The organism is Leucobacter sp. Psy1, from assembly GCF_020096995.1.
In the GTDB taxonomy this organism is placed as follows: domain Bacteria; phylum Actinomycetota; class Actinomycetes; order Actinomycetales; family Microbacteriaceae; genus Leucobacter.
The window spans coordinates 1,205,617-1,231,337 of record NZ_CP083692.1 but is presented as its reverse complement, the minus strand read 5'-3'; the positions used below and the strand labels follow the sequence as shown (position 1 = coordinate 1,231,337).

At 67.7% G+C, this 25,721-nt stretch carries 20 protein-coding genes; 7 read left to right on the top strand and 13 right to left on the bottom strand.

Annotation, left to right across the window (positions count from 1 at the left end; genetic code table 11):
* Window positions 1–98: 98 nt before the first annotated feature.
* Complete coding sequence (locus K8P10_RS05840; RefSeq protein ID WP_224780863.1) at window positions 99–1,031, bottom strand: LysR family transcriptional regulator; 933 nt, start codon at window positions 1,029–1,031, stop codon at window positions 99–101.
* A gap of 156 nt (window positions 1,032–1,187) precedes the next feature.
* Here K8P10_RS05840 and K8P10_RS05835 point away from each other — a divergent pair, with 156 nt between their 5' ends.
* The 3 genes from K8P10_RS05835 (at window position 1,188) to K8P10_RS05825 (ending at window position 6,508) form a co-directional block, all read left to right on the top strand.
* On the top strand, window positions 1,188–2,477 hold the full coding sequence (locus K8P10_RS05835) for an SRPBCC family protein (RefSeq protein WP_370631999.1): 1,290 nt from the start codon (window positions 1,188–1,190) through the stop codon (window positions 2,475–2,477).
* Window positions 2,474–3,898: a flavin reductase family protein gene (locus K8P10_RS05830; protein ID WP_224780862.1), complete on the top strand. Its 1,425-nt coding sequence runs from the start codon at window positions 2,474–2,476 to the stop codon at window positions 3,896–3,898. Before K8P10_RS05835 ends, K8P10_RS05830 begins: the two co-directional genes overlap by 4 nt.
* 111 nt (window positions 3,899–4,009) lie before the next feature.
* Window positions 4,010–6,508 carry an FAD-dependent oxidoreductase gene (locus tag K8P10_RS05825; protein WP_224780861.1) on the top strand — a complete coding sequence of 833 codons (2,499 nt, stop codon included), beginning with the start codon at window positions 4,010–4,012 and terminating at the stop codon, window positions 6,506–6,508.
* A gap of 16 nt (window positions 6,509–6,524) precedes the next feature.
* On the opposite strand, the gene K8P10_RS05820 is transcribed toward K8P10_RS05825, so the two are convergent.
* The 7 genes from K8P10_RS05820 to K8P10_RS05790 all read right to left on the bottom strand — a co-directional run bounded on the left by K8P10_RS05820 (window position 6,525) and on the right by K8P10_RS05790 (window position 15,675).
* Window positions 6,525–7,601 (bottom strand): hypothetical protein, encoded by a 1,077-nt coding sequence (locus K8P10_RS05820; protein ID WP_224780860.1) that lies wholly within the window; start codon window positions 7,599–7,601, stop codon window positions 6,525–6,527.
* Window positions 7,602–7,747: 146 nt separating this feature from the next.
* Complete coding sequence (locus K8P10_RS05815; protein WP_224780859.1) at window positions 7,748–8,320, bottom strand: endonuclease domain-containing protein; 573 nt, start codon at window positions 8,318–8,320, stop codon at window positions 7,748–7,750.
* A 547-nt stretch (window positions 8,321–8,867) separates the two neighbouring features.
* Window positions 8,868–9,773 carry a succinate--CoA ligase subunit alpha gene (gene sucD / locus K8P10_RS05810; RefSeq protein WP_224780858.1) on the bottom strand — a complete coding sequence of 302 codons (906 nt, stop codon included), beginning with the start codon at window positions 9,771–9,773 and terminating at the stop codon, window positions 8,868–8,870.
* A 33-nt stretch (window positions 9,774–9,806) separates the two neighbouring features.
* Complete coding sequence (sucC, locus tag K8P10_RS05805) at window positions 9,807–10,973, bottom strand: ADP-forming succinate--CoA ligase subunit beta (RefSeq protein WP_224780857.1); 1,167 nt, start codon at window positions 10,971–10,973, stop codon at window positions 9,807–9,809.
* 92 nt (window positions 10,974–11,065) lie between these two features.
* Window positions 11,066–12,076 carry a diguanylate cyclase gene (locus K8P10_RS05800; protein ID WP_224780856.1) on the bottom strand — a complete coding sequence of 337 codons (1,011 nt, stop codon included), beginning with the start codon at window positions 12,074–12,076 and terminating at the stop codon, window positions 11,066–11,068.
* Window positions 12,073–12,990 (bottom strand): GGDEF domain-containing protein, encoded by a 918-nt coding sequence (locus tag K8P10_RS05795; RefSeq protein ID WP_224780855.1) that lies wholly within the window; start codon window positions 12,988–12,990, stop codon window positions 12,073–12,075. The genes K8P10_RS05800 and K8P10_RS05795 overlap by 4 nt, the downstream gene beginning before the upstream one ends.
* 150 nt (window positions 12,991–13,140) lie before the next feature.
* The gene (locus K8P10_RS05790) at window positions 13,141–15,675 is read right to left on the bottom strand and encodes an ATP-dependent helicase (protein WP_224780854.1); all 2,535 of its coding nucleotides are present in this window, start codon (window positions 15,673–15,675) and stop codon (window positions 13,141–13,143) included.
* A gap of 126 nt (window positions 15,676–15,801) precedes the next feature.
* Between K8P10_RS05790 and K8P10_RS05785 the strand changes: the two genes are divergently transcribed.
* Together K8P10_RS05785 and K8P10_RS05780 are read left to right on the top strand one after the other, a co-directional pair.
* Window positions 15,802–18,465: a penicillin acylase family protein gene (locus K8P10_RS05785; protein WP_224780853.1), complete on the top strand. Its 2,664-nt coding sequence runs from the start codon at window positions 15,802–15,804 to the stop codon at window positions 18,463–18,465.
* A 59-nt stretch (window positions 18,466–18,524) separates the two neighbouring features.
* Entirely contained in the window at window positions 18,525–18,749 is a 225-nt protein-coding gene (locus K8P10_RS05780; protein WP_224780852.1) for a DUF3107 domain-containing protein, read from the top strand.
* Here the strand turns inward: K8P10_RS05780 and K8P10_RS05775 are convergent.
* Both K8P10_RS05775 and K8P10_RS05770 read right to left on the bottom strand, forming a co-directional pair.
* Entirely contained in the window at window positions 18,742–19,968 is a 1,227-nt protein-coding gene (locus K8P10_RS05775) for a methyltransferase domain-containing protein (protein ID WP_224780851.1), read from the bottom strand. The two genes, K8P10_RS05780 and K8P10_RS05775, sit on opposite strands and share 8 nt — an antisense overlap.
* Window positions 19,968–20,687 (bottom strand): ferritin-like fold-containing protein, encoded by a 720-nt coding sequence (locus tag K8P10_RS05770; protein WP_224780850.1) that lies wholly within the window; start codon window positions 20,685–20,687, stop codon window positions 19,968–19,970. The genes K8P10_RS05775 and K8P10_RS05770 overlap by 1 nt, the downstream gene beginning before the upstream one ends.
* Window positions 20,688–20,906: 219 nt before the next feature.
* On the opposite strand from K8P10_RS05770, the gene K8P10_RS05765 reads away from it, so the two are divergent.
* On the top strand, window positions 20,907–22,469 hold the full coding sequence (locus K8P10_RS05765; protein WP_224781221.1) for a DEAD/DEAH box helicase: 1,563 nt from the start codon (window positions 20,907–20,909) through the stop codon (window positions 22,467–22,469).
* Between the two features lie 143 nt (window positions 22,470–22,612).
* Here the strand turns inward: K8P10_RS05765 and K8P10_RS05760 are convergent, their stop codons facing one another.
* Window positions 22,613–23,458, bottom strand: coding sequence for a PHP domain-containing protein (locus K8P10_RS05760; protein WP_224780849.1), 846 nt, complete (start codon window positions 23,456–23,458; stop codon window positions 22,613–22,615).
* Window positions 23,459–23,525: 67 nt separating this feature from the next.
* Here K8P10_RS05760 and K8P10_RS05755 point away from each other — a divergent pair, with 67 nt between their 5' ends.
* Entirely contained in the window at window positions 23,526–24,902 is a 1,377-nt protein-coding gene (locus tag K8P10_RS05755; protein WP_224780848.1) for an aminopeptidase P family protein, read from the top strand.
* Window positions 24,903–24,955: 53 nt separating this feature from the next.
* Here the strand turns inward: K8P10_RS05755 and K8P10_RS05750 are convergent, their stop codons facing one another.
* Window positions 24,956–25,333: a DoxX family membrane protein gene (locus tag K8P10_RS05750; protein WP_224780847.1), complete on the bottom strand. Its 378-nt coding sequence runs from the start codon at window positions 25,331–25,333 to the stop codon at window positions 24,956–24,958.
* Window positions 25,334–25,339: 6 nt separating this feature from the next.
* Window positions 25,340–25,618, bottom strand: coding sequence for a hypothetical protein (locus K8P10_RS05745; RefSeq protein ID WP_224780846.1), 279 nt, complete (start codon window positions 25,616–25,618; stop codon window positions 25,340–25,342).
* Between the last annotated feature and the right edge of the window lie 103 nt (window positions 25,619–25,721).

The following is a 25,721-nucleotide window of genomic DNA, read 5'->3' as shown; positions in this document are numbered from 1 at the left end:
CAACTGGAATATCAGTTGAATATGAGGCCGTCCGAGCATTCTCCGTGCTCCTGGAGGCACCTGTCAAGCCGCGACCCGTCGAGGTCCGCCCTGACGACTCAACTCTCGTCGTCGAGCCGTGACTCGAGAATCGCCTTCGCGGTCGCGCGAAGATGCGCGAGAGCTTCGGTGATCAGCGGAGATCCCGCACTCCCCGCCCGGACCGCCGCGACGATCTTGCGCATCGGGCGGCGCTGTCCCGCAATCCGCACTCGCACGACGTTGCGCGCACTCTCCAGACTCGCGAGCCGCGGAACGAGGCCGATGCCGAGCCCGGCTTCGACGAGCGCGGTCGACGTGTCCCACTCGGTCGCCTCGTGCGAGACGCGGGGAGTCAAGCCGAGTGCCGAGAACGCCGCAGTGAAAAGGTCGTGATACGGAGTGCCCGGAACGTCGGTGATCCACTCCTCATTCGCGAGTTCCTCGAGCGTCACCGGTCCCCGCCCTGCCACCGGATGGTCGGCCGGAACGATGGCGTCCAGCGGGTCGTTCAACAGACCGATCTGCTCGAATCTCGGATCTCCGTCGAACTGCCCCTCGGTCTGACTGGCGATCACCACTGCGAGGTCGACCCGCTCCGCGACGAGGAGGTCCAGGCAGCGGGCAGGCGTCGCCTCCAGCACGTGGACCTGCACGCCGGGGTGCTCGTGCTTCAGGTGCGCCGCGAGCGGAGCGAGGAGATTCGACGCGGCAGTCGAGAACCCGCCCATCCCGAAGTGCGTCGGCGTCTGCTCTCCCGCGCGGAGCGCAGCCGCCTTGATGGACTCCCACTCGGCGACGAGCCCGTCTGAGCGCTTGACGAGATATCGCCCCGCGGCCGTGAGGCGGAGCCCTCTCCCGTCCTTCGCGAGCAACTGCATATCGAGCGCGCGCTGCAGCTCGCGCAGCTGCGCCGACACCGCTGAAGGCGAGTAACCGGTGAGCTCCGCCGTGGACGAAACCGTGCCGCAGCGGGCGAACGTTCGGAGGGTGAGCAACCGCGAGTCAATCATGCAGTCATTATGCATGAAATCCACCACTATTTGACGCTTTTGTTGCAGCAGGAAGTTTGGTTAGGTAGCCAACAGCAGCTCGTTCCTCAGCGTCGTCGACGATCACGGCGGTCGGCGGCGCCCCTGCATCAGTGGAGATGAATCTTGGCCCCTGCAATCAATCTGTCCCCAGCCAAACCCTCGACCGGACATGGCATCGCCGACGAGAAACTCGAGGAGATCACCGACCTGCTCGAGCGCCGCCGCGCAGGCTTCTCGCTCGAGTCCCCCTTTTACACCGACCCGGCACTCTTCGCACTCGACATGCGCGCCATCTTCGGCGAGCACTGGATCTATGCGGCCAGCGTGGCCGAGGTTCCCGAACCAGGAGACTACGTCACCATCGACTACGGCCCATACTCGCTCGTCGTGCTGCGGAACGACGACGAGGGCGTCAACGTGCTCCACAACGTGTGCCGCCACCGGGGCGCGCGAGTCCTCACCGAGCCGACTGGAACGACCGGCAACCTCGTCTGCGGGTACCACTCCTGGACGTATTCTCCAGAGGGCGACCTCATCCACGCCTCGGCGCCAGGCGAGATCGACTTCGACAAGGAGTGCTACGCCCTCAAACGCGCTCACGGAAAGATCGTCGCCGGGCTCATCTTCATCTGCCTCGCCGAGGAGCCCCCCACCGACTTCGACGAGACCGCCAAGATTTTCGAACCGTACCTCGCCCCGCACGAGCTTTCGAAGACGAAGGTCGCCTACCAGCAGAACATCGTCGAAGAGGGCAACTGGAAGCTCGTGATGGAGAACAATCGCGAGTGCTACCACTGCGATGGCCACCCCGAGCTCGCATGCTCACTGTTCCCGACGTGGGGCCTCACCGACGAGACCGTCCCGAAGCACCTCGAGGACGTCTGGGACCGCAACCAGAACGCGCAGGCGTCACTGGAGTACCGCTGCCGCCGCTACGGTCTTCCCTACGAGGTCGTGGAGGAGCTCGATACCCGCGTAGCGGGGATCCGGATCTCCCGCGAGTCCCTCGACGGGGACGGGGAGTCGTTCTCCCCCGACGGCCACCGCCTGTCGAAGAAGCTGCTCGGCGATCTGCCTGACTTCCGCCTCGGGCGCTGCTCGATGCACCTGCAGCCGAACAGCTGGTTCCACTTCCTCGGTGACCACGTCATCACCTTCGGCGCGTTCCCGATCAACGAGCATCAGACACTCGTCCGCACGACCTGGCTAGTGGCGGACGACGCCGTCGAGGGCGTCGACTACGACCTCGACAAGCTCACCCACACCTGGAAGCAGACGAACCTGCAGGACAAGGCGTTCGTGGAACTGTGCCAGCAGGGCGCCGCGAGCCCGATGTACGAACCAGGACCATACATGAAGAGCGAGTACCAGGTCGAGGCCTTCATCAACTGGTACGTGCAGCGGATGCTGGAGCACGTGGCATGACCCACGCCCCCTCCGCGCTCACCCAGGCCCAGCGGATCCGGGGTCTCGAGATGCCGTGGAACCGGGTGCTCCGGAGCTCGGCGACCCCCGAGGGAGCGGCGCGGGCACTCGGCCCATGGCACCCGCAGGAGTTCCTCGCCGAGTGCGTCGAGACGATCCCTGAGGCCGGCGACATGATGACGTTCGTGTTCCGCAGACTCGACGGGGCGCCGCTCGCCTTCCGCTCGGGGCAGTACCTCAACATCGAGTTCCCGGTGCACGGCTCCGACGAGGCTCCGGTGGACCGGAGCTACTCGCTGTCGAGCGCGCCCACCCAACCCTGGACCTTCGCGATCACCGTGAAGCGGGATCCGGGCGGCCTCGTCTCCCCCTGGGTGCACGACCACGTGCGACCGGGCACCGTGCTTGACATGCTGGGCCCGGTCGGCGCTTTCCATCTGCCCGATGTCGATCGCCGCGCCCGTTATCTCTTCCTCGCCGCCGGCGCCGGCGTGACCCCGTTGATGTCGATGATCCGCACGATCCACACACTCCCCGGTCACGCCGACGTGGTGATGCTCTACCACGGAGCCGTTCCCGGAGGGTTCACCTACTCGCAAGAGCTGGAACACCTCGCCGCGACCGACTCGCGCATCACCGTCGTCTACTCCCTCGGCGACCGCAGCATCCCCGGCACCTGGGAGGGCATGGTCGGTCGGCTCACCCCCGCCATGATCGACGAAGTCGCACCGGACGCGAACGGCAGACAGGTGTTCGCCTGCGGCCCAGAGGGCTACCTGAACGCGGCGGTGGACATGCTCACGAAAGTCGGCGTCGACGACTCCTCCATCAACGTGGAGTACTTCTCCGGCGATCGCCAGACGCTCAAGCAGTACCAGGAGGAAGTCGCACTCGCTGGCGAGCTCGCCGAGGAGCACACAGCTGCCGCCACCGACGAGTACTACGAGCAGCAGCCCGCCGCGTTCGACCTCTACACTCCGAGCCACGATGCCGACGGCACCCTGGAGGCTGACGGACTCCGGCTTGAACGACTCACGGAGGAGCCGGACACGGTTCCCGCTGCGGAGGCCGCATCGGACCACCCCGAAGCGGCGGTCGAGCCCGATCCCGCCCTCGAGGACAACACCTCCGCAGCGGACTTCGAGACCGTCGGCGACGGCGAGTTCACGATGCGCTTCATCCGCACGGGGAAGAACGTGCGGATCGACCGAGACGAACGAGTGCTCGAAGTCGCGAAACGCGCAGGAGTGCGGATTCCGATGAACTGCCAGGAGGGGATGTGCGGCTCCTGCAAGGTCGTGAAGATCGAGGGCGAGGTGGAGATGCACCACCAGGGCGGCATCCGCGCGCGTGAGATCGAGGCGGGCAAGTTCCTTCCCTGCTGCTCGACACCGCAGTCCGACCTGGTGATCGACGCCTGAGCATGAAGTCAACGCCGCGCTCCTTGCGTGGCCAGTCCATCACACGAGAGAATAGTTGCATAGCGCGCACACCGTGCGTAATACGCAACACATCGAACGAGGGAGTTCCCGATGTCCCAGACCGCCACCCCCCGCATCGTCATCATCGGCGCGGGCATCGTCGGCGCGAACCTCGCCGACGAACTCGTCCAGCTCGGACACGACAATGTCTTGGTCCTCGAACAGGGTCCGCTGCGCCTCCCCGGAGGTTCGACGTCGCACGCCCCCGGCCTGGTCTTCTCCTCGAACGGCTCGAAGTCGATGACCGAGTTCGCGCAGTACACGATTGAGAAGCTCAGCTCACTTATCGGTCCGGACGGGAAGGGATCCTTCCAAGCGGTCGGCGGCCTGGAGATCGCCACGACACCCGAGCGCATGCAGGATCTGCACCGGCGCGCCGGGTGGAACCGGTCATGGGGCGTCGAGGCGCACGTCATCGACGCCGAGGAATGCCTCCGCCAGTTCCCCATGCTGAACCCAGACCTCGTACTCGGAGGGCTCCTCACACCGGGTGATGGACGCGCCCTCGCCGCGCAGGGCACACAACTCGTGATCGAACGCGCCCAGGCCGCCGGTGTCGAATTCCGCGGCGGCACCGTCGTCACCGACATCGAGCAGTCGGGCGGCAGGGTCACCGCCGTCATCGCGGGCGAGGAGCGCTTCCCCGCCGACATCGTGGTGTCGTGCGCCGGATTCTGGGGGCCGAACATCGGGAAGATGGTGGGAACCCCGATCCCCCTCCTGCCCCTCGGCCACCAGTTCGCGTGGACTCAGCCGGTGGCGAGCCTCGCCGGCGTCAACGAGTACCCCGACAGCACGAGCCGCCCGATCCTGCGCTACCAGGACCGGGATCTCTACTACCGCGAGTGGGGCGAGCGCATCGGCATCGGATCGTACGCGCACCGCCCGATGCCCATCGACCTCGACACGCTCCGCGCGTACCGCCCTGACGAGATCACGGGCGACCGCATGCCGTCGAGTCTCGAGTTCACCCCGGAAGACTTCGTGACCGAGTGGGAGGCCACGCAGGAGCTCCTGCCCGAACTCCGCGGCACCGAGGTCGAACGCGGTTTCAATGGCATCTTCTCCTTCACCCCTGACGGCGGGTCGCTCGTCGGCGAGTCACGCGAGGTCGACGGATTCTTCGTGGCCGAGGCCGTGTGGGTGACCCACGCCGCCGGCGTCGCGAAGGCCGTCGCCGAACTCATCGCCCTGGGCCACTCCCATACCGACCTCAGCGGTCTCGACCTCAACCGCTTCGAAGACGCCCTCACCACTCCCGAGTACGTGAGCGAGACGTCGCAGCAGAACTTCGTCGAGATCTACGACATCCTCCACCCGCTGCAGCCGCGCCTCTCTCCGCGCGACGTGCGCCTCAGCCCATTCAACGACCGGCAGCGCGAACTCGGCGCGTTCTTCCTCGAGACGAACGGGTGGGAGCGCCCGCACTGGTACGAGGCGAACGCCGCGCTCCTGCCCGAGCTCCCCGCAGAATGGGCCGCCCCGGAGCGCGACGCGTGGGCCGCGCAATTCCACTCGCCGATCTCCGCCGTCGAAGCCTGGAAGACCCGCACCGCCGTCGCCATGTACGACATGACCGCGCTCAAGCGGTTCACCGTCATCGGCCCAGGCGCAGGCCCCCTGCTGCACCGGCTCACGACCTCCAGCATGCTGCGCAAGCCGGGTGCGGTCAGCTACACGCTCCTCCTCGACGAGGCGGGCGGCATCACAAGCGACATCACGGTGGCGATCCTCGACGAACAGACCTACCAGGTCGGCGCCAACAGCAACATCGACTTCGCCTACATCTCACGAGAGGCCCGCGCCCAGAGCGCCGCCGATCCCGCGCAGTGGGTGACGGTGCAGGAGACGACGGCCGGGACCTGCTGCATCGGCCTCTGGGGTCCGCTCGCCCGAGAGGTCATTGCGAAAGTCTCGAACGACGACCTCACCGACGAGGGCCTGAAGTACTTCCGCACGAAGGAGATCACGGTCGCAGGCCTCCCTGTCACGGCGATGCGACTGTCCTACGTCGGCGAACTCGGGTGGGAGCTCTACGCATCGGCCGACGTCGGCCACCGGCTGTGGGACGCGATTTTCGCGGCCGGCCAGGAGTACGGACTCATCGCAGCGGGCAGGGAAGCGTTCAACTCCCTGCGTCTCGAGAAGGGCTTCCGTTCATTCGGCACCGACATGACGAGCGAGCACGAGCCCGAGCAGGCCGGCCTCGGCTTCGCCGTGAAGGCGTCGAAGACCGATGACTTCGTCGGCAAGGATGCGCTCGCCGCCCGCGCCGCCGCTGCGACAAAGCGCCTGCGCTGCCTCACCATCGACGACGGCGTCTCGGTCGTCCTCGGCAAGGAGCCCGTGCGCGTCGATGGCGAGGTCGCCGGCTACGTCACCAGTGCCGCCTACGGGTACACCGTGCGCGCACCGATCGCGTACGCCTGGCTGCCCACCGGCGTCGGGACCGGGGACTCCGTCGAGATCGAGTATTTCGACCGCGTCATTCCGGCGACGGTGGTCGACGATCCGCTCTACGACCCCGCCATGGAGCGGCTCCGCGGCTGATGCGCCGCCGGCGCGGTCACCGCTGCCCCCAGGCGGCGGTGACCGCGCGGTGCGTCTCGAAGAGCGGCAGCGTCGTCCCCTCGGGGGCGCGGCCGAATCCGCACTCGGTTGCGACCCCGAACGGGCGGCGCACGTGGCGCTGCGCGGCGGCCAAGCGCCGTTCGGCGCCCGCCACACCGTCCTCCCGGTGGACGAGCCCCAGGTAGAGTTCGGTCGCATCGGGAATCGCGAGTTCCCCGAGCGGCGCGAAATAGGCGTCATCGTCGCGGGAGATCGGCACCGGCAGGTGCACCCAGTCGAGTTCGCGAGTCGCCCGATCCGCCACGAGACCCGCGAACCGGGACAGCTTCGCGGTGTCAGCCGGTTCCACGAAGTGGTGCTCGGCCACGTCCCCGTAGCAGAGATGCACTCCCACCTCGACGTCCACCGGCACCCGATCGATCTGTCTCGCGAGACGCTCGCTCGTGCCGGCCCAGATGTCGTCGAACCACTCGTAGCGACTGCCCGCCGGGGCGAGCTCTTCCAGGATCGCGAACTCGAGCGCCGCGTCCCACTGGATCGCGAGGCGCTCGTGGGGAATCGTCTGCAGGATGCGGTCGAGCTCAGCAGCAAGGGCCGCCTCGTACACCGGCTCGAAGGCGGCGCGATCCTCAGCGCGGACGAAACTGCCGACCACGCCCACCGGAGTGGGTAGGGACACCTGGAAGCGGGTACCCGCCGGAACGACTCCCTCCCGCTGCAACCGGTCGAAGGTCCCCCAGGACTCGATGGCGGCCGCGGCGTACCCGAGCTCCGGGAGCACCAGATCCGCCGCATTCACGCCCGCCGCAAGCCTGATCGGCCGAATATCGAGCATGCGGAGCCTCACGGGCTCATCGCCCACCCGCTCGATGCCCTCCGCCTGGGCGAGACGGCCGGGCTGGAACGCGATCCAGTGGAAGCGCTCCCCCACCTCACCGTCGGGAATTCGCTTCAGTCGATCGCCGAGATGCTCGGCCGCCGTGCGGATCGTGGTCTCCGCATCATCGAAGTTGATGCTGCCGACGAGGTGGGCGCCGACGGGCTTCGGGTGCGGTGCAGTGCGCTGATCCATCCCTCCAGTATCCCCCGTCAGCGCTCCCATCCCCGCTTCCTTCGTTCGCCCAACCGTTCCCGGCAAACTCGGGTCACTTCTTGCGGGTCCGATCACCCCTGAACCGTCACTCAGCGACCCGAAAAGTGAGCATGGGGTCGGGTTCCTCAGCTCGACTGGAGCGCGCGTGCTCTGGCGATGTGCAGCCGCTTGCAGAAACCGTCGGGGTCACGCAGGTCTCTCGCGGTCGCGCGCAGCACCCGCCATCCAGCCGACTGCATCAGCTCAATGCGCTCGACGTCGAAGCGCGCGCGCTCCTCGCCGCCGATGAAGTGATACCGTCCCTCGTACTCGATCGCGAGGCGCAGATCCGGATATCCGAGATCCGCATGGAGCACGCGAACGCCTACGTCGACCGGACAGCTCACGAGGGGCTCCGGAAGCCCGGCCAGCACGATGATCAGGCGAAGTCGCGTCTCCGCGGGCGAGTCCACACCCGCGCGCAGATACCGAAGGGCGTGCCGGAGTCGGGAAGACCCCGAGGTGCCGCGATACCGTCCAGCAGCATCGGCCAGCGATTCCGGCGTCGCAAGAGGAGGGCTCCGGGACCCGCCCGTGTTCCGTCCTCCGGAGACGAGCGCATCACCCACGACCACGAGGTCGCTCCAGGTCACCACGCCGCCGAGCAGACACCAGGTGTCTTCGGGAGTCGGTGCGGGCAGACCACGAAGTCGCGTCACTTCAACGCTGCCGGCCCTGAAACGATGTCCACTCACCTCAGGTCGACGCGGCGCACGTGATGGATGCGGGGACCCGATCTCGACCCGCCCGGCTGGTGGTTCCGGCGACGGTAACCCCCCAAAGCTGCGCGGCGGTGCGCCGGGAAAAGATCTGGTGCTCGTTCAGGATCGGGAGAAGTGTGCGACACCGGTATTCGAGGGTCGATGTGTCGTTGCTGCGCGAGGGAAGCATCACCACGCCGCGCGCGGACCGTTGCAGATCTTTCGCGCGCATCCGGCTGGCCGACACTCCTGCCGCTCGCAGCTCGGCTGCGCTCAGAGCAACCCCTTCGAGGTGGGCGGGAAGTGCGGCGCGACGATTCATGCTTCCAGAATCCCCGTCCCCCACTCCCGCGCAAGGATGATCCACGAGAACGAGTCGACGAGAGGGAGACCGCCTGCCTGTGAACGACTGAAACCCAAAGATCCGGGTCACTGGGGGTGGGTCCGCGACTGCGGAACCCGACCCCAGTGACCCGGATCTCAGGGTCTCGAGGAGGGAGCGCGCTTACGCGACGCTCTGGTACACCTCGCGCAGCAGGCGCGCGGTTTCGGACGGCGTCTTGCCGACCTTGACGCCGGCGGCCTCGAGGGCCTCCTTCTTCGCCTGGGCGGTACCGGCCGAGCCGGAGACGATCGCACCGGCGTGGCCCATCGTCTTCCCCTCGGGAGCGGTGAAGCCCGCGACGTAGCCGACGACCGGCTTGGTGACGTTCGCCTTGATGTACTCGGCTGCGCGCTCCTCGGCGTCGCCGCCGATCTCGCCGATCATGACGATCGCCTTCGTCTCGGGGTCGGCCTCGAACGCCTCGAGCGCATCGATGTGCGTGGTGCCGATGACGGGGTCGCCGCCGATGCCGATGGCGGTGGAGAACCCGAGATCGCGCAGCTCGAACATCATCTGGTAGGTCAGGGTGCCCGACTTCGACACGAGACCGATCGGGCCCTTGCCCGTGATGTTCGCCGGGGTGATGCCCGCGAGCGCCTCTTCCGGCGTGATGATGCCGGGGCAGTTCGGTCCGATGATCCGGGTCTTGCCACCGGTCGCCTTCGCGTGCGCCCAAAGCTCGGCCGAGTCCTTGACCGGCACGCCCTCGGTGATGATCACGAGCAGGCCGATGCCCGCGTCGATGGCCTCGACGGCAGCGTCCTTCGTGAAGGCCGGCGGCACGAACGCGACCGAAACGTCTGCGCCCGTTGCCTCCATGGCTTCGGCGACCGAGCCGAAGACGGGCAGCTCGACCTCGGCGCCTGAAGCGTCGACGTGCGAGACGGTGGTCCCGGCCTTGCGCGCGTTCACGCCGCCGACGATGTTCGTGCCTGCAGCGAGCATGCGCGCCGTGTGCTTGGTGCCTTCGCCGCCGGTGATGCCCTGGACGATGACCTTGGAATCCTTATTGAGGAAGATCGACATAAGTGTGTACTTCTTTCCGCGTCTCGTCGCTGTCTATCGGGCGTTGGCCAGCTCGGCCGCCTTGTCGGCGCCCTCGTCCATGGTGGGCATGAGGGTCACGAGCGGGTGAGCCGCGCGCTCGAGGATCGCCCGCCCCTCCTCGACATTGTTCCCGTCGAGACGGACGACGAGGGGCTTGTTGGCCGCGTCGCCGAGCTTGTCGAGGGCACCGACGATGCCGTTTGCGACGGCGTCGCAGGCCGTGATGCCGCCGAACACGTTCACGAAGACCGACTTGACCTGCGGATCGCCGAGGATCACGTCGAGACCGGCTGCCATGACATCGGCCGACGCGCCACCTCCGATATCGAGGAAGTTGGCGGGCTTCACGTTGCCGTGGCTCTCGCCGGCGTAGGCGACGACGTCGAGCGTGGACATCACGAGTCCGGCGCCGTTGCCGATGACCCCGACTTCGCCGTCGAGCTTCACGTAGTTCAGGCCCTGCTCCTTGGCCTTCGCCTCGAGCGGGTTCTCGGCCGACTTGTCGGCGAGCTCAGCGTGCTCGGTGTGACGGAACTCGGCGTTCTCATCGAGCGAGACCTTGCCGTCGAGCGCGATGATGTCACCCTCGCCCGTGAGGACGAGCGGGTTGACCTCGACGAGCGTCGCGTCTTCGCCCGCGTAGACGGCGTAGAGCTTCTGGAAGACCGGGACGACCTTCGACACGAGCTCCTCGGGGAAGTTCGCGGCGCGAGCGATCTCCTCTGCCTTGGCAGCGTCGATACCGGTGATGGGGTCGACCTCGATGCGCGCGAGCGCCTCGGGCTTCTCGACGGCGAGCTGCTCGATCTCCATACCGCCCTCGACGCTGCAGAGCGAGAGGTAGGAGCGGTTGGCGCGGTCGAGGAGCACCGAGAAGTAGAACTCCTCCTTGATGTCGGCCCCTGCGGCCACCATCACGCGCTCAACGGTGTGGCCCTTGATGTCGAGGCCGAGGATCTGCTGCGCAGCCTCGAATGCCTCGTCGGGGTTCTTCGCGACCTTGACGCCGCCGGCCTTGCCGCGACCACCGGTCTTCACCTGAGCCTTGACGACCACCACGCCGCCGAGCTTCTCGGCCGCTGCGCGCACCTCCTCAGCGGTGTCTGCGACGATGCCTGCGAGGACGGGAACCTCGTAGCGTTCGAAAAGGTCTCGGGCCTGGTACTCGTACAGATCCACGTACTGTCCTTTGCTTGGTCGGGGTGTTCCGAGGCAAAAACGTCTCGATGTCGAGAGAAATATCGACCGCATTCGAGTGTATCACCGGCTCCTCAAGCCTCCCGACGCCGATCTTCCCGTGCGTGGTAGAGGTGCTCGTCAGCGCGCGCGATCGCCCCGTCGAGCGTCTCCCCAGGGGGGAACGCTGCGATGCCGTACGACCAGGGGTGCGGCGACGCCCGTCTGACGTCCTCCACCAGCATGCGCGCGTCCTCGGCACAGCAGTGCAGGACGATGACGAACTCGTCACCCCCGGTCCTCGCGATGAGGTCGCTCCGGTTCATGTGGCGCATCCAGTGCACGACCGTTTCGCGCAGCGCGCTGTCTCCCGCCGCATGCCCGGCGCTGTCGTTGAGTTCTTTGAAGCGGTCGAAATCGATGACCACGCAGCTCAGGGGATCCCCCTCGCGCGCGGCGCTGCGCGTCGCAACGCGTGTGCGCCGCTCGAGTCCGCGCCGGTTCAGCGCACCGGTGAGTTCGTCGACCTCGAGACGCACGTCTGCCATGCGCCGAACGAAGACGCCACCCTCGTACCCGAGGCTGGCGATCATGATCGCGTACCCCGTGGTGATCCACGCGGGCACACCGGGGCCCGCGATCTCGGGATTCAGGATCGCCGCGATAATGACCGCGACGACGCAGGCGAGCATGAATGGTCGGCCGATGCGCGGCCGGTAGAACCAGCCGAGGTAGAGCGCGACGACGGGGAGTTCGAGCAGCGCGCTCACGTGGGCGTGAACGTGGCTCACGAAGGCGATGAAGTAGGTGATCCAGCTGGCGTAGATGCCCACCATCAGGAGCCCCAACCAGCCGGGGTACCGGCGCCCAAGGAGGAACGGGATGACGGCAGCGACGCTGAACAGCAGCACCCACCTGAGGATCTGCGGACGATTCACGCCCTCGTGCCCCACGAAGTAGTCGGACATGAAGACGATCACCAGGACGCCCGGCATGAGGCCGCTGACAACGGAGAAGGGGGTCTGCCAGGCGACGAAGCGCTTCACCACGATCTCCGCCGCGGCGCGCAGCCGGAACTCGGGCCTGCGCCCCGGAGCGCGCCTCATGTCGCTCCCTTCCGAGCGCTCTTCTGCGCGTAGAGCCGCAGGTCTGCTCGAGCGAAGAGGGACTCGGCCGAGTCGTCCGCCTCCACGGTCACCGCACCCCACGACCAGGGGTGCGCAGATTCCGATTGCAGTCGCCCCATGATCGCCTCTGCGTGCCGCTCGTCGGTACGTTTGAGGAGCATGACGAACTCGTCGCCTCCGGTCCGCGCGATGAGGTCGCGGGTGCGCGATTCCCGCTGCCACTCGGCGACGGTATCCCGGAGCACACGGTCCCCCTCAGCGTGCCCGAGGGTGTCATTGACCTGCTTGAAGTCGTCGAAGTCGATGACGACGAAGACCATCGGGTGCTTGCGCTGGGACGCTGCCGGCGCTCGCAATTCGCCCCGCAGCGCCGCGAGGAACCCCCGGCGATTCAGCACGCCGGTGAGCGGATCGGTGTTGGCGAGCACCGTTGAGCGGCGCCACAGATAGCTGCCGACCTCGAAGCAGAACACGGCGCTGAGCAGTCCATGAACGGCTGTCGGCACCCCCAGCTGACCGTCGGGAGCGAAGTCGGGGTTCGTCGTGATCGCCACGATGAGCGCGGTGAGGGTGACGGCCATGAGGGAGCGCGCGAGAGCGGGGCGGACGAACCAGCCCAGGTAGAAGCCCAGGATCGGGAGCTCCTGCAGACTACTGACCGCGCCCTTCGGGTCGCTCAGACCACTGAGGAAGAAGACCTGCGCGAGGCCGAAAGCGCAGACCGCCGCCAGCCCGAACGCGCGAGAGATCTTGGCGCCCCTGATCAGGACCACCACCCACATCGTGACCGTCACTGTCAGGATGACGGCGAGCGGCCCGACGCCGTAGGCGTCGCTGCTCGTGGAGATGTCGACGACGAGCGTGACGCTGAGCAGCGCGGCGGCGATGCTCATGAAAATCGAGTGAGCGTCGTGGTGCCACCAAAGACGCGTCAACAGGGCTCGCCGATCTATCCCGTTCATCGAACGGCCCGATTGAAACGCACCTGTCGCATAGTCACCCCGGATCTCAATATAGCGCCTCTGCCGGGGAGCGGTATCGGGTTACTCGTGTTTGGTGATGGGGGCGAGTTTCACGAGGAGTTTTCGCTCTCCGACCGATTCGAACACGGCATGGGCGATGCGCTTCGATCCGGCACCGGTAACACCGGTCACCCGGCCCTCTCCGTAGTCCTCATGGGAGATCCGATCACCCGCAGCCAACTCGAGATCACCGTTGTCGCGCACGTTTCCGCCGACGAGGTTCGGGAAGCCGCCGCCTGCGGCCTGCTGCTCCTTGGCGAGCCGTTTCCGCTCCCGCCACTTGTCGAGCGCCGACTGCATGTTGCCGCTGGCCGGCTCCGCGAGCGCGGCGCTCCCGCGCCCGCCGCCGCTCCCGAATGTGACACTCGAGTTCGTGCTCCCTCCTGAGCGCGTCGGCCTCGAGCCGGATCGCGGGGCATTGAGCGCCCGAGATTCCGTTCCGCCGCGCCCGGTGACTTCACCGGGTGATTGCCGCCACTCGATGAGGTGCTCGGGAATCTCCTGGAGGAAGCGGGAGGGCATCGCCACCGAGATGTCGCCAAACTGCGCGCGCGTCGAGGCGAGCGTGATGAACAGCTGCTGCCGTGCGCGGGTGATTCCGACGTACATCAGGCGGCGTTCCTCGCTGATGCCCCCGACCTCATCGACGGACATCTGATGCGGGAGCAGCCCCTCCTCGACGCCGGTGATGAACACCGCAGGATACTCGAGCCCCTTGGCGGTGTGCAGGGTCATGAGCGACACGGTGCCGCTCGCATCGTCGAGGTCGTCGGCGGCCGCGACGAGACTCACCTCTGTCAAGAACTCGACGAGCCCCGCCCCGGGGTTCTTCGCGTCGAATTCGCGAGCTACGGAGACGAGTTCTTCGAGGTTCTCCGCCCGGGCCTCGTCCTGAGGGTCGCGCTTCTCGCGCAGGCGCTCGACCATGCCCGTCTCATCGAGGATCAGCTTGAGCAGGTCGCCGACGGGCGCCGGCTGCTTCTCGGAGTCGGAGTCGTCCGTCGCTCCGCCGCCCGCGGCCATGCGTGCGGCGCGGCTCAGCAGATCGCCGAGACCCGTGATCGCCGAGAGCACTTTCGGTCCGAACGAGAGTTCGCCGGCGCGCAGCATCGCCTCGTGGAAGGACACACCCTGCGCCTCCTGGAAGTTCGCGAGGTGCGCCTCCGCCATCGGTCCGATGCCGCGCTTCGGCACGCCGAGCAGACGGGACCATGAAATGGGATCGTACGGATTCGCGATGCTCGTGAGGTAGGACATCGCGTCCTTGATCTCCGCCCGCTCGTAGAACTTCGTGCCGCCGAGCACGCGGTACGGCACCGCCGAGCGAATGAGGAGTTCTTCGAGCGCACGCGTCTGAGAATTGGTGCGATAGAACACCGCGATGTCGCTGTAGGCCAGGCCCGAGCGATGCAACTCCTCGATCTCCTCCGCGACGAATCGGGCTTCGTCGTGCTGGGAGTACCCGGTGAAGCCGACGATGCGCTTGCCGTCGCCTTCGGAGGTCCAGAGACTCTTTTCCTGCCGATCGAAGTTGTTCCCGATAACGGCGTTGGCGGCGCTCAGGATGTTCTGCGTGGAGCGGTAGTTCTGCTCGAGCTTGACCACCTCGGCTCCCGGGAAGTCGCGCTCGAACTCGACGATGTTGCGGATGTCGGCTCCGCGGAAGGCGTAGATCGACTGATCGGAGTCGCCGACCACCGTCAGGCTGGCGCCCGGGATCGCGCCCGTTCCGTCGACCTCCGCGTCGCGCACGGGGGGCACGAGTCGCTCGGCGTCCGCGGGAGCCACCGGTTTCGTCAGCTCGCGGATCAGTGCGTACTGCGAGTGGTTGGTGTCCTGATACTCGTCCACGAGCACGTGCCTGAAACGACGCTGGTAGATCGCGGCGACATCGGGGTGGGCACGGAAGAGGTGCACCGTCTGCCCGATGAGGTCATCGAAGTCGAACGCGTGGGCGCGCCGGAGCTCCGCGTCGTACGTGCGGAAGATCTCGGCGAAGAGCCGGTCGCGGGGGTCGGACGCGTTCATCGTGGCGGTGTAGGAGTCGGCGTCCGAGAGCTCGTTCTTGAGCCGGGAGATCTTCGATCCGGTGTTCGCCGGCGTGAATCCGTAGCTATCGGCGTCGAGGTCCTTGATGATCCGCTTCAGCAGTGCACGCGAGTCGGCCGAATCGTAGATGGTGAAGCCCGACCCGTACCCGAAGCGTTCCGCCTCACGACGGAGAATGCGGACGCACGCGGAGTGGAACGTGGATACCCACATGCCCTCCGCCGATGCACCGAGCAGGCCTTCGATGCGCTCGCGCATCTCGGCCGCCGCCTTGTTCGTGAAGGTGATGGCGAGAATCTGACTCGGCCACGCCTCCCGGCCCCGGATCAGCGAGGCGATGCGGTGGGTCAGCACACGGGTCTTGCCCGACCCGGCACCCGCGACGATGAGCAGCGCCTGGCCGCGCGCCGTAACGGCACGCTCCTGCGCCGGATTCAGGCCGGCAGTTAGAGAGTCGTCGCCGCCGACCGGTACACCGGAGGGATCCAGAAGTTCGAAGTCGCTCATCGTGCCCCCAGTGTAGATGCCCCCTCTGACATATCACCGCGCTCCTCGGTTCCGCCGCGTCGTCGACGCGGTCGGTCCATGGCAGACTGACCGCAGAACCCACCATCGACGTTGGAGCTCGCAGGCATGACGCAGAACACCGGGATCGCGGCAGCGCCGCGATCCGATCCCCGCTCGCACACCGGCCGCTCTCGCACCCGCCCTTCGCGCATCGGCCGCGCCCTCACCTGGGCGCTCGCCGTCGTCGTCGCGCTCGCGCTCATCATCTCCGCGGTCATCGCATGGTCGCTCGTGCGGCCGTTCCCGCAGACACGCGGCGAGATCACCGCCGTGGGACTCGACGCACCGGTGCTCGTGCAGCGCGACGCGGTCGGAGTGCCGACCATCACAGCGGAGACGTCCCACGACCTGTTCTTCGCCCAGGGGTTCACCCACGCCGGTGACCGGTTCTGGGAGATGGACTTCCGCAGGCACCTGACCAGCGCACGACTCTCCGAACTGTTCGGCGAGTCTCAGGTCGGCACCGACATGTTTCTCCGCACGCTCGGATGGCGCCAGGTCGCCGAAGAGGAGGTCGAAGCACTGCCGCCCGAGGTCCTCGCCTACTACGAGGCCTACGCCGACGGTGTCAATGCCTACCTCGACGAGCGTTCAGGTGGCGGTCTATCGCTCGAGTACACCGTGCTCGGGCTGCAGAACCCTGAGTACGCGCCCGAGCCGTGGACCCCCGCCGACTCAGTCGCCTGGTTCAAGGCGATGGCGTGGGATCTGCGCACGAACATCGAGGACGAAACCGACCGCGCGATCCTCGCGCAGTCTCTGCCCATGGACCGCTTGGAGGACCTCTACCCCGGCTACCCGTTCGCCGACCACCCGGTCGTCGTCGATCGGGACTGGGACGACGGCGGCATGACGGCGAACCGCTCGGTCGAGGGGACGACGGCGGACACCGTGTCGTTCACCGATCCGGCTGCACCGCCCGAAGACCCCGCAGGATCCCCCTCCGGCGCCGCCCCCGAAGACGCCGCCGTCTCCCCCGATCTCGCCGGCATCCTCGAGCTCGGCGAGGGGATCGGATCGAACTCGTGGGTGGTCTCGGGCGAGCACACCGAGTCGGGGATGCCGCTCCTCGCGGACGATCCCCACCTCGGCGCGGAGCTCCCGTCGGTGTGGAATCAGCAGCAGCTCCGCTGCGCCCCGGTCACCGCAGAGTGCCCGTTCGACGTGGCGGGCTTCAGCTTCTCGGGCGTGCCCGGCATCGCCATCGGGCACAATCAGGACATCGCGTGGGGATTCACGAACCTGTCGACCGACGTGGCGGATCTCTACGTCGAGCGCGTCGACGGCGACGAATACTGGCGCGACGGACAGCGCGTGCCACTCGAGACCCGGGAGGAGACCCTCGCGGTAGCCGGGGGCGACGACGTGACCTTCGAGGTGCGTGAGACCGTGCACGGCCCCATCGTTTCCGGTCTCACTCCCGACTTCACCGGGATTGCCGAGAATCCGACCGTCCGCGCAGACGATCTGAGCGGCGAGCACGCGCTGAGTCTCAGATGGACCGCGCTCGAGGCCGGACGGACGGCGGAGGCCATCTTCACGCTGAACCGCGCATCGAATTTCGCGGAGTTCCGCGAGGCGGCGTCGCAGTTCGATGTCCCCGCCCAGAGCCTGATCTACGCGGATACGTCGGGCAATATCGGGTACCAGGCGCCTGGCAAGCTTCCGATACGCGGTGCGGGCGACGGCTGGATGCCGCAGCCCGGCTGGGACAGCGACTACGACTGGGAGGGGTACATCCCGTTCGAGGATCTCCCGACCGAGCTCAACCCCGAATCCGGGGTGATCGTCACGGCGAATCACGCGATCGTGTCCGACGAGTACCCGTACTTCCTCACGCGGGACTGGGATTCCGGATTCCGGGGCGCACGGATTACCGAGCTGCTCGAGGATCGCATCGCCGCAGGCCTCCTGACGGGCGACGACATGCGCGAGATCCAGATGGACAACCGGTTCCCCGTCACCGAGCCGCTGCAGCAGGCGGTGGCCGAACTCGACGCGGCGGCGGTGCAGCGTGCCGCAGACACCGACACGGAGACCGTTGACGCCGCGCTCGCACTCCTCGCCGAGTGGGACGGTCAGAACGATGCCGAATCGGCGGCCGCGGCGTTCGCGAACGTGCTGTGGAACCGCGTCACCGCCCTCATGCTGAGCGGGAGCACGCCGATCCCCCGCGGGGACCAGACGCTGCTCGCGCTCGTCTTCGAGGAGCAGCTCGCCGAGTCCGATTCACCGTGGTGGCGTGACGAGGCGTCGGGAGTGACGGGGCGCGACGCGGTCCTCGCCGAGGCCGTGGGACAGGCGGTCGACGAACTGGTCGCCGCACAGGGAGCCGATCCGGATCGCTGGAACTGGGGCGACCTGCACGCGATCGAGCTCACCCACGGTACCTTCGGCACGAGCGGGATCGCGGCCGTCGAGCGCCTCTTCAATCGCGGCCCGTACGCCGTGAGCGGCGGGTCGGGCGTCGTGAACGCGACAGGGTGGGAACTCGGCGAAGGGTACGGCACACAGAACGTCCCTTCGCTGCGCACCGTGATGGACCCGGGCGACTGGGACCGCTCGACCTGGCACCACCTCACCGGGGCGAGCGGGCACGCGTTCCACCGGCACTACACCGACCAGACGGAGGACTGGGCAGTCGGGCGCCAGTACCCCTGGGCATACTCCCCCGAAGCCGTCGACGCCGCCGCGCAGGAGGTGCTGCGACTCGTCCCAGCCCGGGAATAGCCCCGACCCCTAGAATCGTTCTCGGTAGTTGTCAGTGTCACCGAACCAGGAGGTAAGCCGTGGAGGTACGCATCGGCATCGCACAGTCACCGCGCGAGCTCAGCTTCGAAACCGATCAGAGCGCGGAGAGCGTTCGCGATCTTTTCGAGCGCGCAGGAAGCGACGGGTCCAAGCTCGTCACGCTGAGCGACAGCAAGGGAAAGCAGTTCCTCGTGAACATCGACAGCATCTCCTACGTGGAGTTCGGCGGAGAGACCGGCCGCAAGGTGGGCTTCGTCAGCTGATCGACGAGGGCCGTCCGGCCGCGCTCCCCTGCGCGGTCGGCTCGGGGTCGCAGCGCTCGAGCAGTACCGCGACCTCGAGGTGGCCCGTGTGGGGGAACATGTCGAAGAGCCGTGCACTGCGCACCACGAACCCCGGCATGAGCGCCAGATCGCGCGCCAGCGACTCGGGGTTGCAACTTGAATAGACCACGCTGCGGATCCGCACGCTGCGCTGGAGCCACTCGGCGAGCTCGACGCCGATGCCTCGGCGCGGTGGATTGACCACGACGAGTTCGGGGGCCTCATCCTCGCGCTCGAGGGCGTATGCCGTCGCGTCCGAGGCCACGAAGGTGGCATCCAGGCCGGCCTCGCTAGCGCTGCGTTCGGCGGCCTCGATCGCGCTGGCGCTCAACTCGACGCCCCGCACCTCACGACCAGGCGCGGTGCAGTGGAGCGCAAAACCGCCCACGCCGCAGTAAAGATCCCAGAGGCTCCCCGGATCGATCGCCGCGACCCATTCGGCGACCTGCGCGTACAGCGCTCGGGCAACGCTCGTGTTCGTCTGGAAGAAGCTCCTGGGCTGCAGGTGCAGCGTCACTGCACCGAGCGCCATCGGCAGCGACTCGCCGTGGAGGACGATCTCCTCCTCCCCCTCCAGGACAGCCCGGTGCTCCGGGAGCAGGTTCACCGTGATGACTGCAGCGGCGGGCACCGCGGCGCGCAGCGCGGAGACGCGCGCCCGGAGACGACCAAGCCCCTCCTGCGTGCGCACCACGAACCGGATCATGAGCTCTCCGCTCGGCGCCTCGGTCACGTGCACGTACTTCAGTTCTCCACGACGCGCAGGAACGTCGTAGGGCGCGAGACCCGTCTTGTTCAGTACCTCGGCGATGGCGGGGATCGCGTCGTGGATCGCCGGCCCCTGGATGAGGCAGGCACGCAGGTCGACGCCGCTGCCGTCGCGCCCCAGGATGCCGAGCGTCACGGCTCCCGTTCGTCCGCCGACGGCGAGCTTGGCGCGATTTCTGAACGCCCGGACACCGCCGGGAACGGCTGGCGACCACGCCTCCTCGGCGACGGCAGGCAGCAGCTCACGGCAGCGCGCCTGCTTCGCGGTGAGCTGGTCGGGGTACGGCGTCTCGATGAGCGTGCACGAGCGGCACGCTCCCGACACGAAGTACCCGCAGCGCACCGACGGCACGTGCGGGGACGCACTGCGCCGATCCGCGACGACGGTCACTACGCCGTCAGCCCCAGACTGTCCATGCGACGGATGTGGTCGGCGATGAGGTCGGTGAAGACCGGTTCGACCTCGCTCTCCACGAACTCGCGCTGCTCGCTCAGCGTGAGCACGGCGCGCGAGACGAGGAGCGTATCGCCCACCAGACGTCGCCCCCAGAGCGCGAGCCAGCTGGCGAGCCCGTCGTCACCGGCGATCTCGCGGGCGAGGAGGTCGTGCAGCTCCTCTCGGGCGCTGCCGTCTCCGAGGATCTCGACGGCATCGGAACGGTACCCGTCTTTGATGCCACCGGCGAGACTCGCGAAGAAGTCGTCGAACAGACCACCCACGAGGTAGAGCGAGAGAACATGCTGATGCCAGTCGGGTACGTCGATGCGCTCGACGTACCGATCGATGACCGGGCTGAACGGCGTCATGACGACGTGGGGTTCGTGACCGCGCCGCCGAATCTCCTCCGTGAGTCGCTGGTGCTTCGTGAGCGCCATGCCAGCGACTCTGGCCAGCACGTCCTTGCCCTCGAGTGTCGCCGCCCCAGAGACGGCTCGCGTCGCGGCCGCGTAGAGCTCCAATTGCAGGTACGCCGTCATCCCCAGGAACGGCAGCATGCCGGGCGCGAACTCCGACACGGCCACGCGTTCGGCGCGCTCGACGTCTCCGCGCGTCCGGAGCTTGCGCGCCGGCGCGCTCGACTTGCGCAGTCCACGGATCCATTCGAACACCCCGTCATTGTAGCGAGGTCGGATCGGAAACCGGGCATGTTGCCCTCCCCTCCTCCCCGTTCCGCGCGGAGGCGTGACATAGACTGTGCGGAGTACGCCCACGTCGGAGGACAGGGATCCCCGGCGGCTACGCGGGGTCTGAAATCAGCGCGTAGCGTCACCACGAACTGCAGAGGACACCACGTGACCACGTTTACCGAGCTCGGCGTCGACGCCGACATGGTCGAGGCGCTCGCCTCGAAGGGCATCGTCGATGCCTTCCCCATCCAGGAGCAGACGATCCCGCTGGGACTCGACGGCCAGGACATCATCGGCCAGGCGAAGACCGGCACCGGCAAGACCTTCGGCTTCGGCCTCCCGGTGCTGCAGCGCATCGGAGCGAATCCGGAGCCGGGAGTTCAGGCGCTCGTCGTCGTGCCCACTCGCGAGCTCGCGCACCAGGTCTACGAAGATCTGGAACTCGCGTCGCAGAATCGGGCCGTCCAGGTCGTGCCGATCTACGGAGGCAAGGCCTACGAGGGGCAGGTGGAGCAGCTCAAGGCCGGCGCGCAGATCGTGGTCGGCACCCCTGGCCGTCTGCTCGACCTCGCCGGCCAGCGTCTGCTCGACCTCGGCAAGGTCCGCGAGATGGTGCTCGACGAGGCCGACAAGATGCTCGACCTCGGCTTCCTCGGCGACATCGAGAAGCTCTTCTCGCTCACGCCGGAGACCCGGCACACCATGCTGTTCTCCGCCACGATGCCCGGCACCATCGTGACGCTCGCCCGCCGCTTCATGTCGCGGCCGATCCACATCCGCGCCTCCGACCCCGATGAGGGCATCACGCAGGCGAACATCGAGCACATCGTCTACCGCGCGCACTCGCTCGACAAGGACGAAGTGATCGGCCGGATCCTGCAGGCCGAGGGCCGCGGCAAGACCGTCATCTTCATGCGGACGAAGCGCGCCGCGGCGAAGCTGCAGGAAGAGCTCGTCGACCGCGGTTTCGCCGCTGCATCCGTGCACGGCGACCTCAATCAGGACCAGCGCGAGCGCGCCATGGCCGCCTTCAAGTCGGGCAAGAAGGACATTCTCATCGCGACCGACGTCGCTGCTCGCGGCATCGACGTCGACGATGTCACGCACGTGATCAACCACACCGTGCCCGACGACGAGAAGTCCTACCTGCACCGCGTCGGCCGCACGGGTCGCGCCGGTCGCACCGGCATTGCCGTCACCTTCGTGGACTGGGACGACCTGCACAAGTGGGCCCTCATCGACCGCGCCCTCGAGTTCAACCGTCCGGAGCCGCAGGAGACCTACTCGTCGTCGCCCCACCTCTACAGCGACCTCAACATACCCGAGGGGTCGAAGGGCCGCCTCAAGGCGACGCCGATCAAGGAGCGCGCACCGAAGGCACGCGGCTCACGGTCAGGGTCCGAGCGGTCAGACCGCTCTGAGCGTTCCGATCGCTCCGATCGCTCCGACGAGGGCGGCTCGGGTTCGGAGCGGAATCGCTCGCGTCGCCGTACGCGCAGCGCCAACCCGCAGGGACCCGGTCGTCACGAGTCGCACGCCCCTGCCCGCGGCGAGGCCGAGAGCACAGCTCCCGGTGATGACGTTGCTCCCGAGGGCAAGCCCGTCGAGGGCGAGCCTGGTACGGCGCCCCGCCGACGTCGGCGTCGTCGCCGTCGGGGCGGATCGGGTCAGGGTTCCGAGGCCGCTGGTGCGGCTGGTGCCGCTGAGTCAGGCGGGGATGCGGGATCGGCATCCGGCGGCGAGGCTGCAGGAGCAGCGGTATAGCCGCTTCGGCAGCTCAGTAGCCACTTCGGCAGCTCGGTAGGCCGCTTCGATGCAGGGTTCTGCACGTTATTCACCGGTGATAGCGTGCCGAACCCTGCACCCAGTGGCAGCGCCTCCCCCGGAAGGCGGCGGCGCACCCGCCGCTAGCGCGGAACCGCGACCAGGCTCCTGATCTGGGTGAACGTTTCGCCGTCCGTCGTGCGGTCGCCGAGACGATTCGGCTTCCCCGCCCCGTGGAAGTCGCTCGCACCGGTGGCGGCGAGTCCGCGGCGGAGGGCTACCTCGCGCAGTCCGGTCAGCCAGTCCTCGCGGTTCTCCGGATGCTCGAGTTCGACGCCCCACAGTCCGGCGTCGGCGAGCTCCTCGAGCGCCGCGTCGGCCACGGGGCCCCGCTGCCGCGATGCCGCGGGGTGTGCGAGCACCGCGATCCCGCCGGCCTCGCGCACCAGCTCGATCGCCTCGGCGGTGTCGGTGGCGTACGTCGGCACGTAATACGGCGACCTGGGGTGGAGGATCTCCGCGAAGACGGTGCTCCGATCCGGGTAGTAACCCGCCGTGACCAGCGCATCGGCGATGTGCGGGCGTCCGACGGTACGGTCGTCCCCTTCGGCGAGCACGGTCTCCCACGCGATGTCGTAGTCGGCTGCGAGTCGCGCGACCATCTCCTGCGCGCGCGAGTGCCTGGCGTCGCGCACGGCGAGGAGCTCTTCGGCGAGACCGCCGCGCGACACATCGACGCCATAGGCGAGGAGGTGGGTCGACCGGTGTCCGAATCGGGTCGTGATCTCCACTCCTGGGAGAAACTCGATGCCGGCGTCAGCTGCCGCGGCCCGCGCCTCGGGCCAGCCGGTGACGGTGTCGTGGTCGGTGAGGGCGATGCCCTCGAGCCCGAGCGACGCGGCCTCCCGAACGATCTCACCGGGAGTCGTGGTCCCATCGGAGTGGATCGAGTGCGTGTGCAGGTCGTACCCGCTCAGCGAAGAGGCCATTCCCCCATGCTAGCCCGCCGGATGCGGAGCGGTCGCGGCCCGGCACGTCCGGTGTCATGATGGAGGGATGACTGAGACGCACGAGGCGAAGATCGACCACAGCAACCGGAGCTCGACCCCGCGGAGCAACGCGTTCCTCGAGTTCATCTCCTCCGGATGGGCGCCGCAGCGCGCGGAGACGCCGGCTGCGGCGCCGGCTGCGCGCTTCGCTGCGGATCGTCGTGCGGCTCTCTCGCGGGAATTCCCCGGTGAGCGCGTCGTGATCGAGGCCGGCCCTATGAAGCAGCGATCGAACGATACCTTCTACCCGTACCGCCCCCACAGCGCCTTCGCCCACCTGACCGGGTGGGGATCCGCGTCGGAGCCTGGCGCCGTGCTCGTGCTCGACCCTGTCGAGGGCGGTCACGAGTCGACGGTCTACTTCCGGGAACGCGCCGGTCGCGACAGCGAGGAGTTCTTTGCGAACCCCGAGATCGGCGAGTTCTGGATTGGACCGCGTCCGTCTCTCGAGCAGGTGGCCTCGATGCTGCAACTGCGCACCGCGCCGCTCGAGGACTTCGCGAGCGTTGCGGGCGAGCGCACCCTCGATGACGACGCCGTCGCGCGCGTCGTCTCGGAGCTCCGCCTCGTGAAGGACGAGTACGAGCTGGCGGAGATGCAGGCAGCCGTCGACGCGACGGCGCGTGGATTCGCCGATGTGCTCGCATCGCTCCCCGCCGCGTCTTCGGCTCCGCGCGGCGAGCGCGTGGTGGAGGGAGTCTTCAACCAGCGTGCGCGTCTCGACGGCAACAGCGTGGGGTATGAGACCATCGCAGCTGCCGGTCCGCACGCGTGCACGCTGCACTGGATCCGCAACGACGGTGACGTCCTCGACGGAGATCTGCTGCTGCTCGACGCGGGCGTCGAGCTCGACAGCCTCTACACGGCCGATATCACGCGCACGGTTCCCGTGAACGGGCGCTTCACCGAGGTGCAACGTCGCGTCTACGAGGCCGTACTCGAAGCGGCGGACGCGGCACGTGCCATCGTGCGGCCCGGCATCCGGTTCGGCGACGTGCACGACGCCGCCATGGCGGTCATCGAGCGCCGCACGCGCGAGTGGGGCTTTGTTCCGGAGAACGCCGAACCGGGCGTCGACTATCACCGGCGCTACATGGTGCACGGGACGAGCCACCACCTCGGCATGGACGTGCACGACTGCGCTCGCGCACGCCGCGAGCTCTACCTCGACGGCATCGTCGAGGCGGGTATGGTGTTCACGATCGAGCCGGGACTCTACTTCCAGCCGGACGACCTCACGGTGCCCGAGGAGTACCGCGGTATCGGCGTGCGTATCGAGGACGACATCGTCGTCACCGAGGACGGCTCGGTGAACCTCTCGGCCGACATCCCGAGGACCGCAGACGCCGTCGAGGCGTGGGTGCAGGCGGCGACGGGCCGCTAACGGGTTGAGGGGCCCGCTCGCACTGCCGCGGGCCCCTCACTGCCGGGAACGCGTCAGCGGCGAGGGCCGGTCGCCCAGAGCGCCCATGCGACCAGCACTGGCTGGAAGAAGAGGCGGAAGAGTCGCTTCCCGTCGCTGTCGAGACCGAAGCCGTCGCGCCCGTTGGTGAACTGGGACAGGTTTCCGGGGAAGACCGCGACGAAGAAGAGCGCGACGAGCGTTCCGACTCCCCTCGCCCGCTTCCCCTGGGAGACGGCTACTGCGGTGCCGAGGGTGATCTCAGCGATTCCCGATGCGACCACTGTGGTGTCAGGGTCGACGGGTACGAACTCGGGTACCTGTGCCCGGAACTCTCTCCTGCCGAAGGTGAGATGTGCGATGCCGGCGAATACGAGGAAGACTCCGAGCACAACGCGCGCAATGCTTCTCATGACGGATCAATCGGGGGCATCGAGTGCCGTGGGATCCTGGTCCTGGGTCTGCTCGTCGCGCTCGCCCTGCGTGCCGCTGGCCGGCTCCTCGGCGTCGAGCGCGTCGGCCCGCTCCTCCGGTTCCATGTCGGCGTGCGGCTGCCCGGCCTCCTCGGCAGTCGCGTCGCCGTCGGCTGACGCCTCCGCCTCGGCCTCGGTCTCCTCGCGGGCCGAGATCAGGGTGCGGCCGGTCACGTTGGCGGGGGTGCCGTCGGGCTCCTGCGCTGCCTCATCCGTTGCGGTCATGCGTGGCCTCCTTCGGAGATGTCGGAACTGCGTACGGCACCATGCTCGCACGGAGTGCGTGCTGGACGCAGGGGCTTGCGTTCCCCGAGGCGAGCCGGTTCGT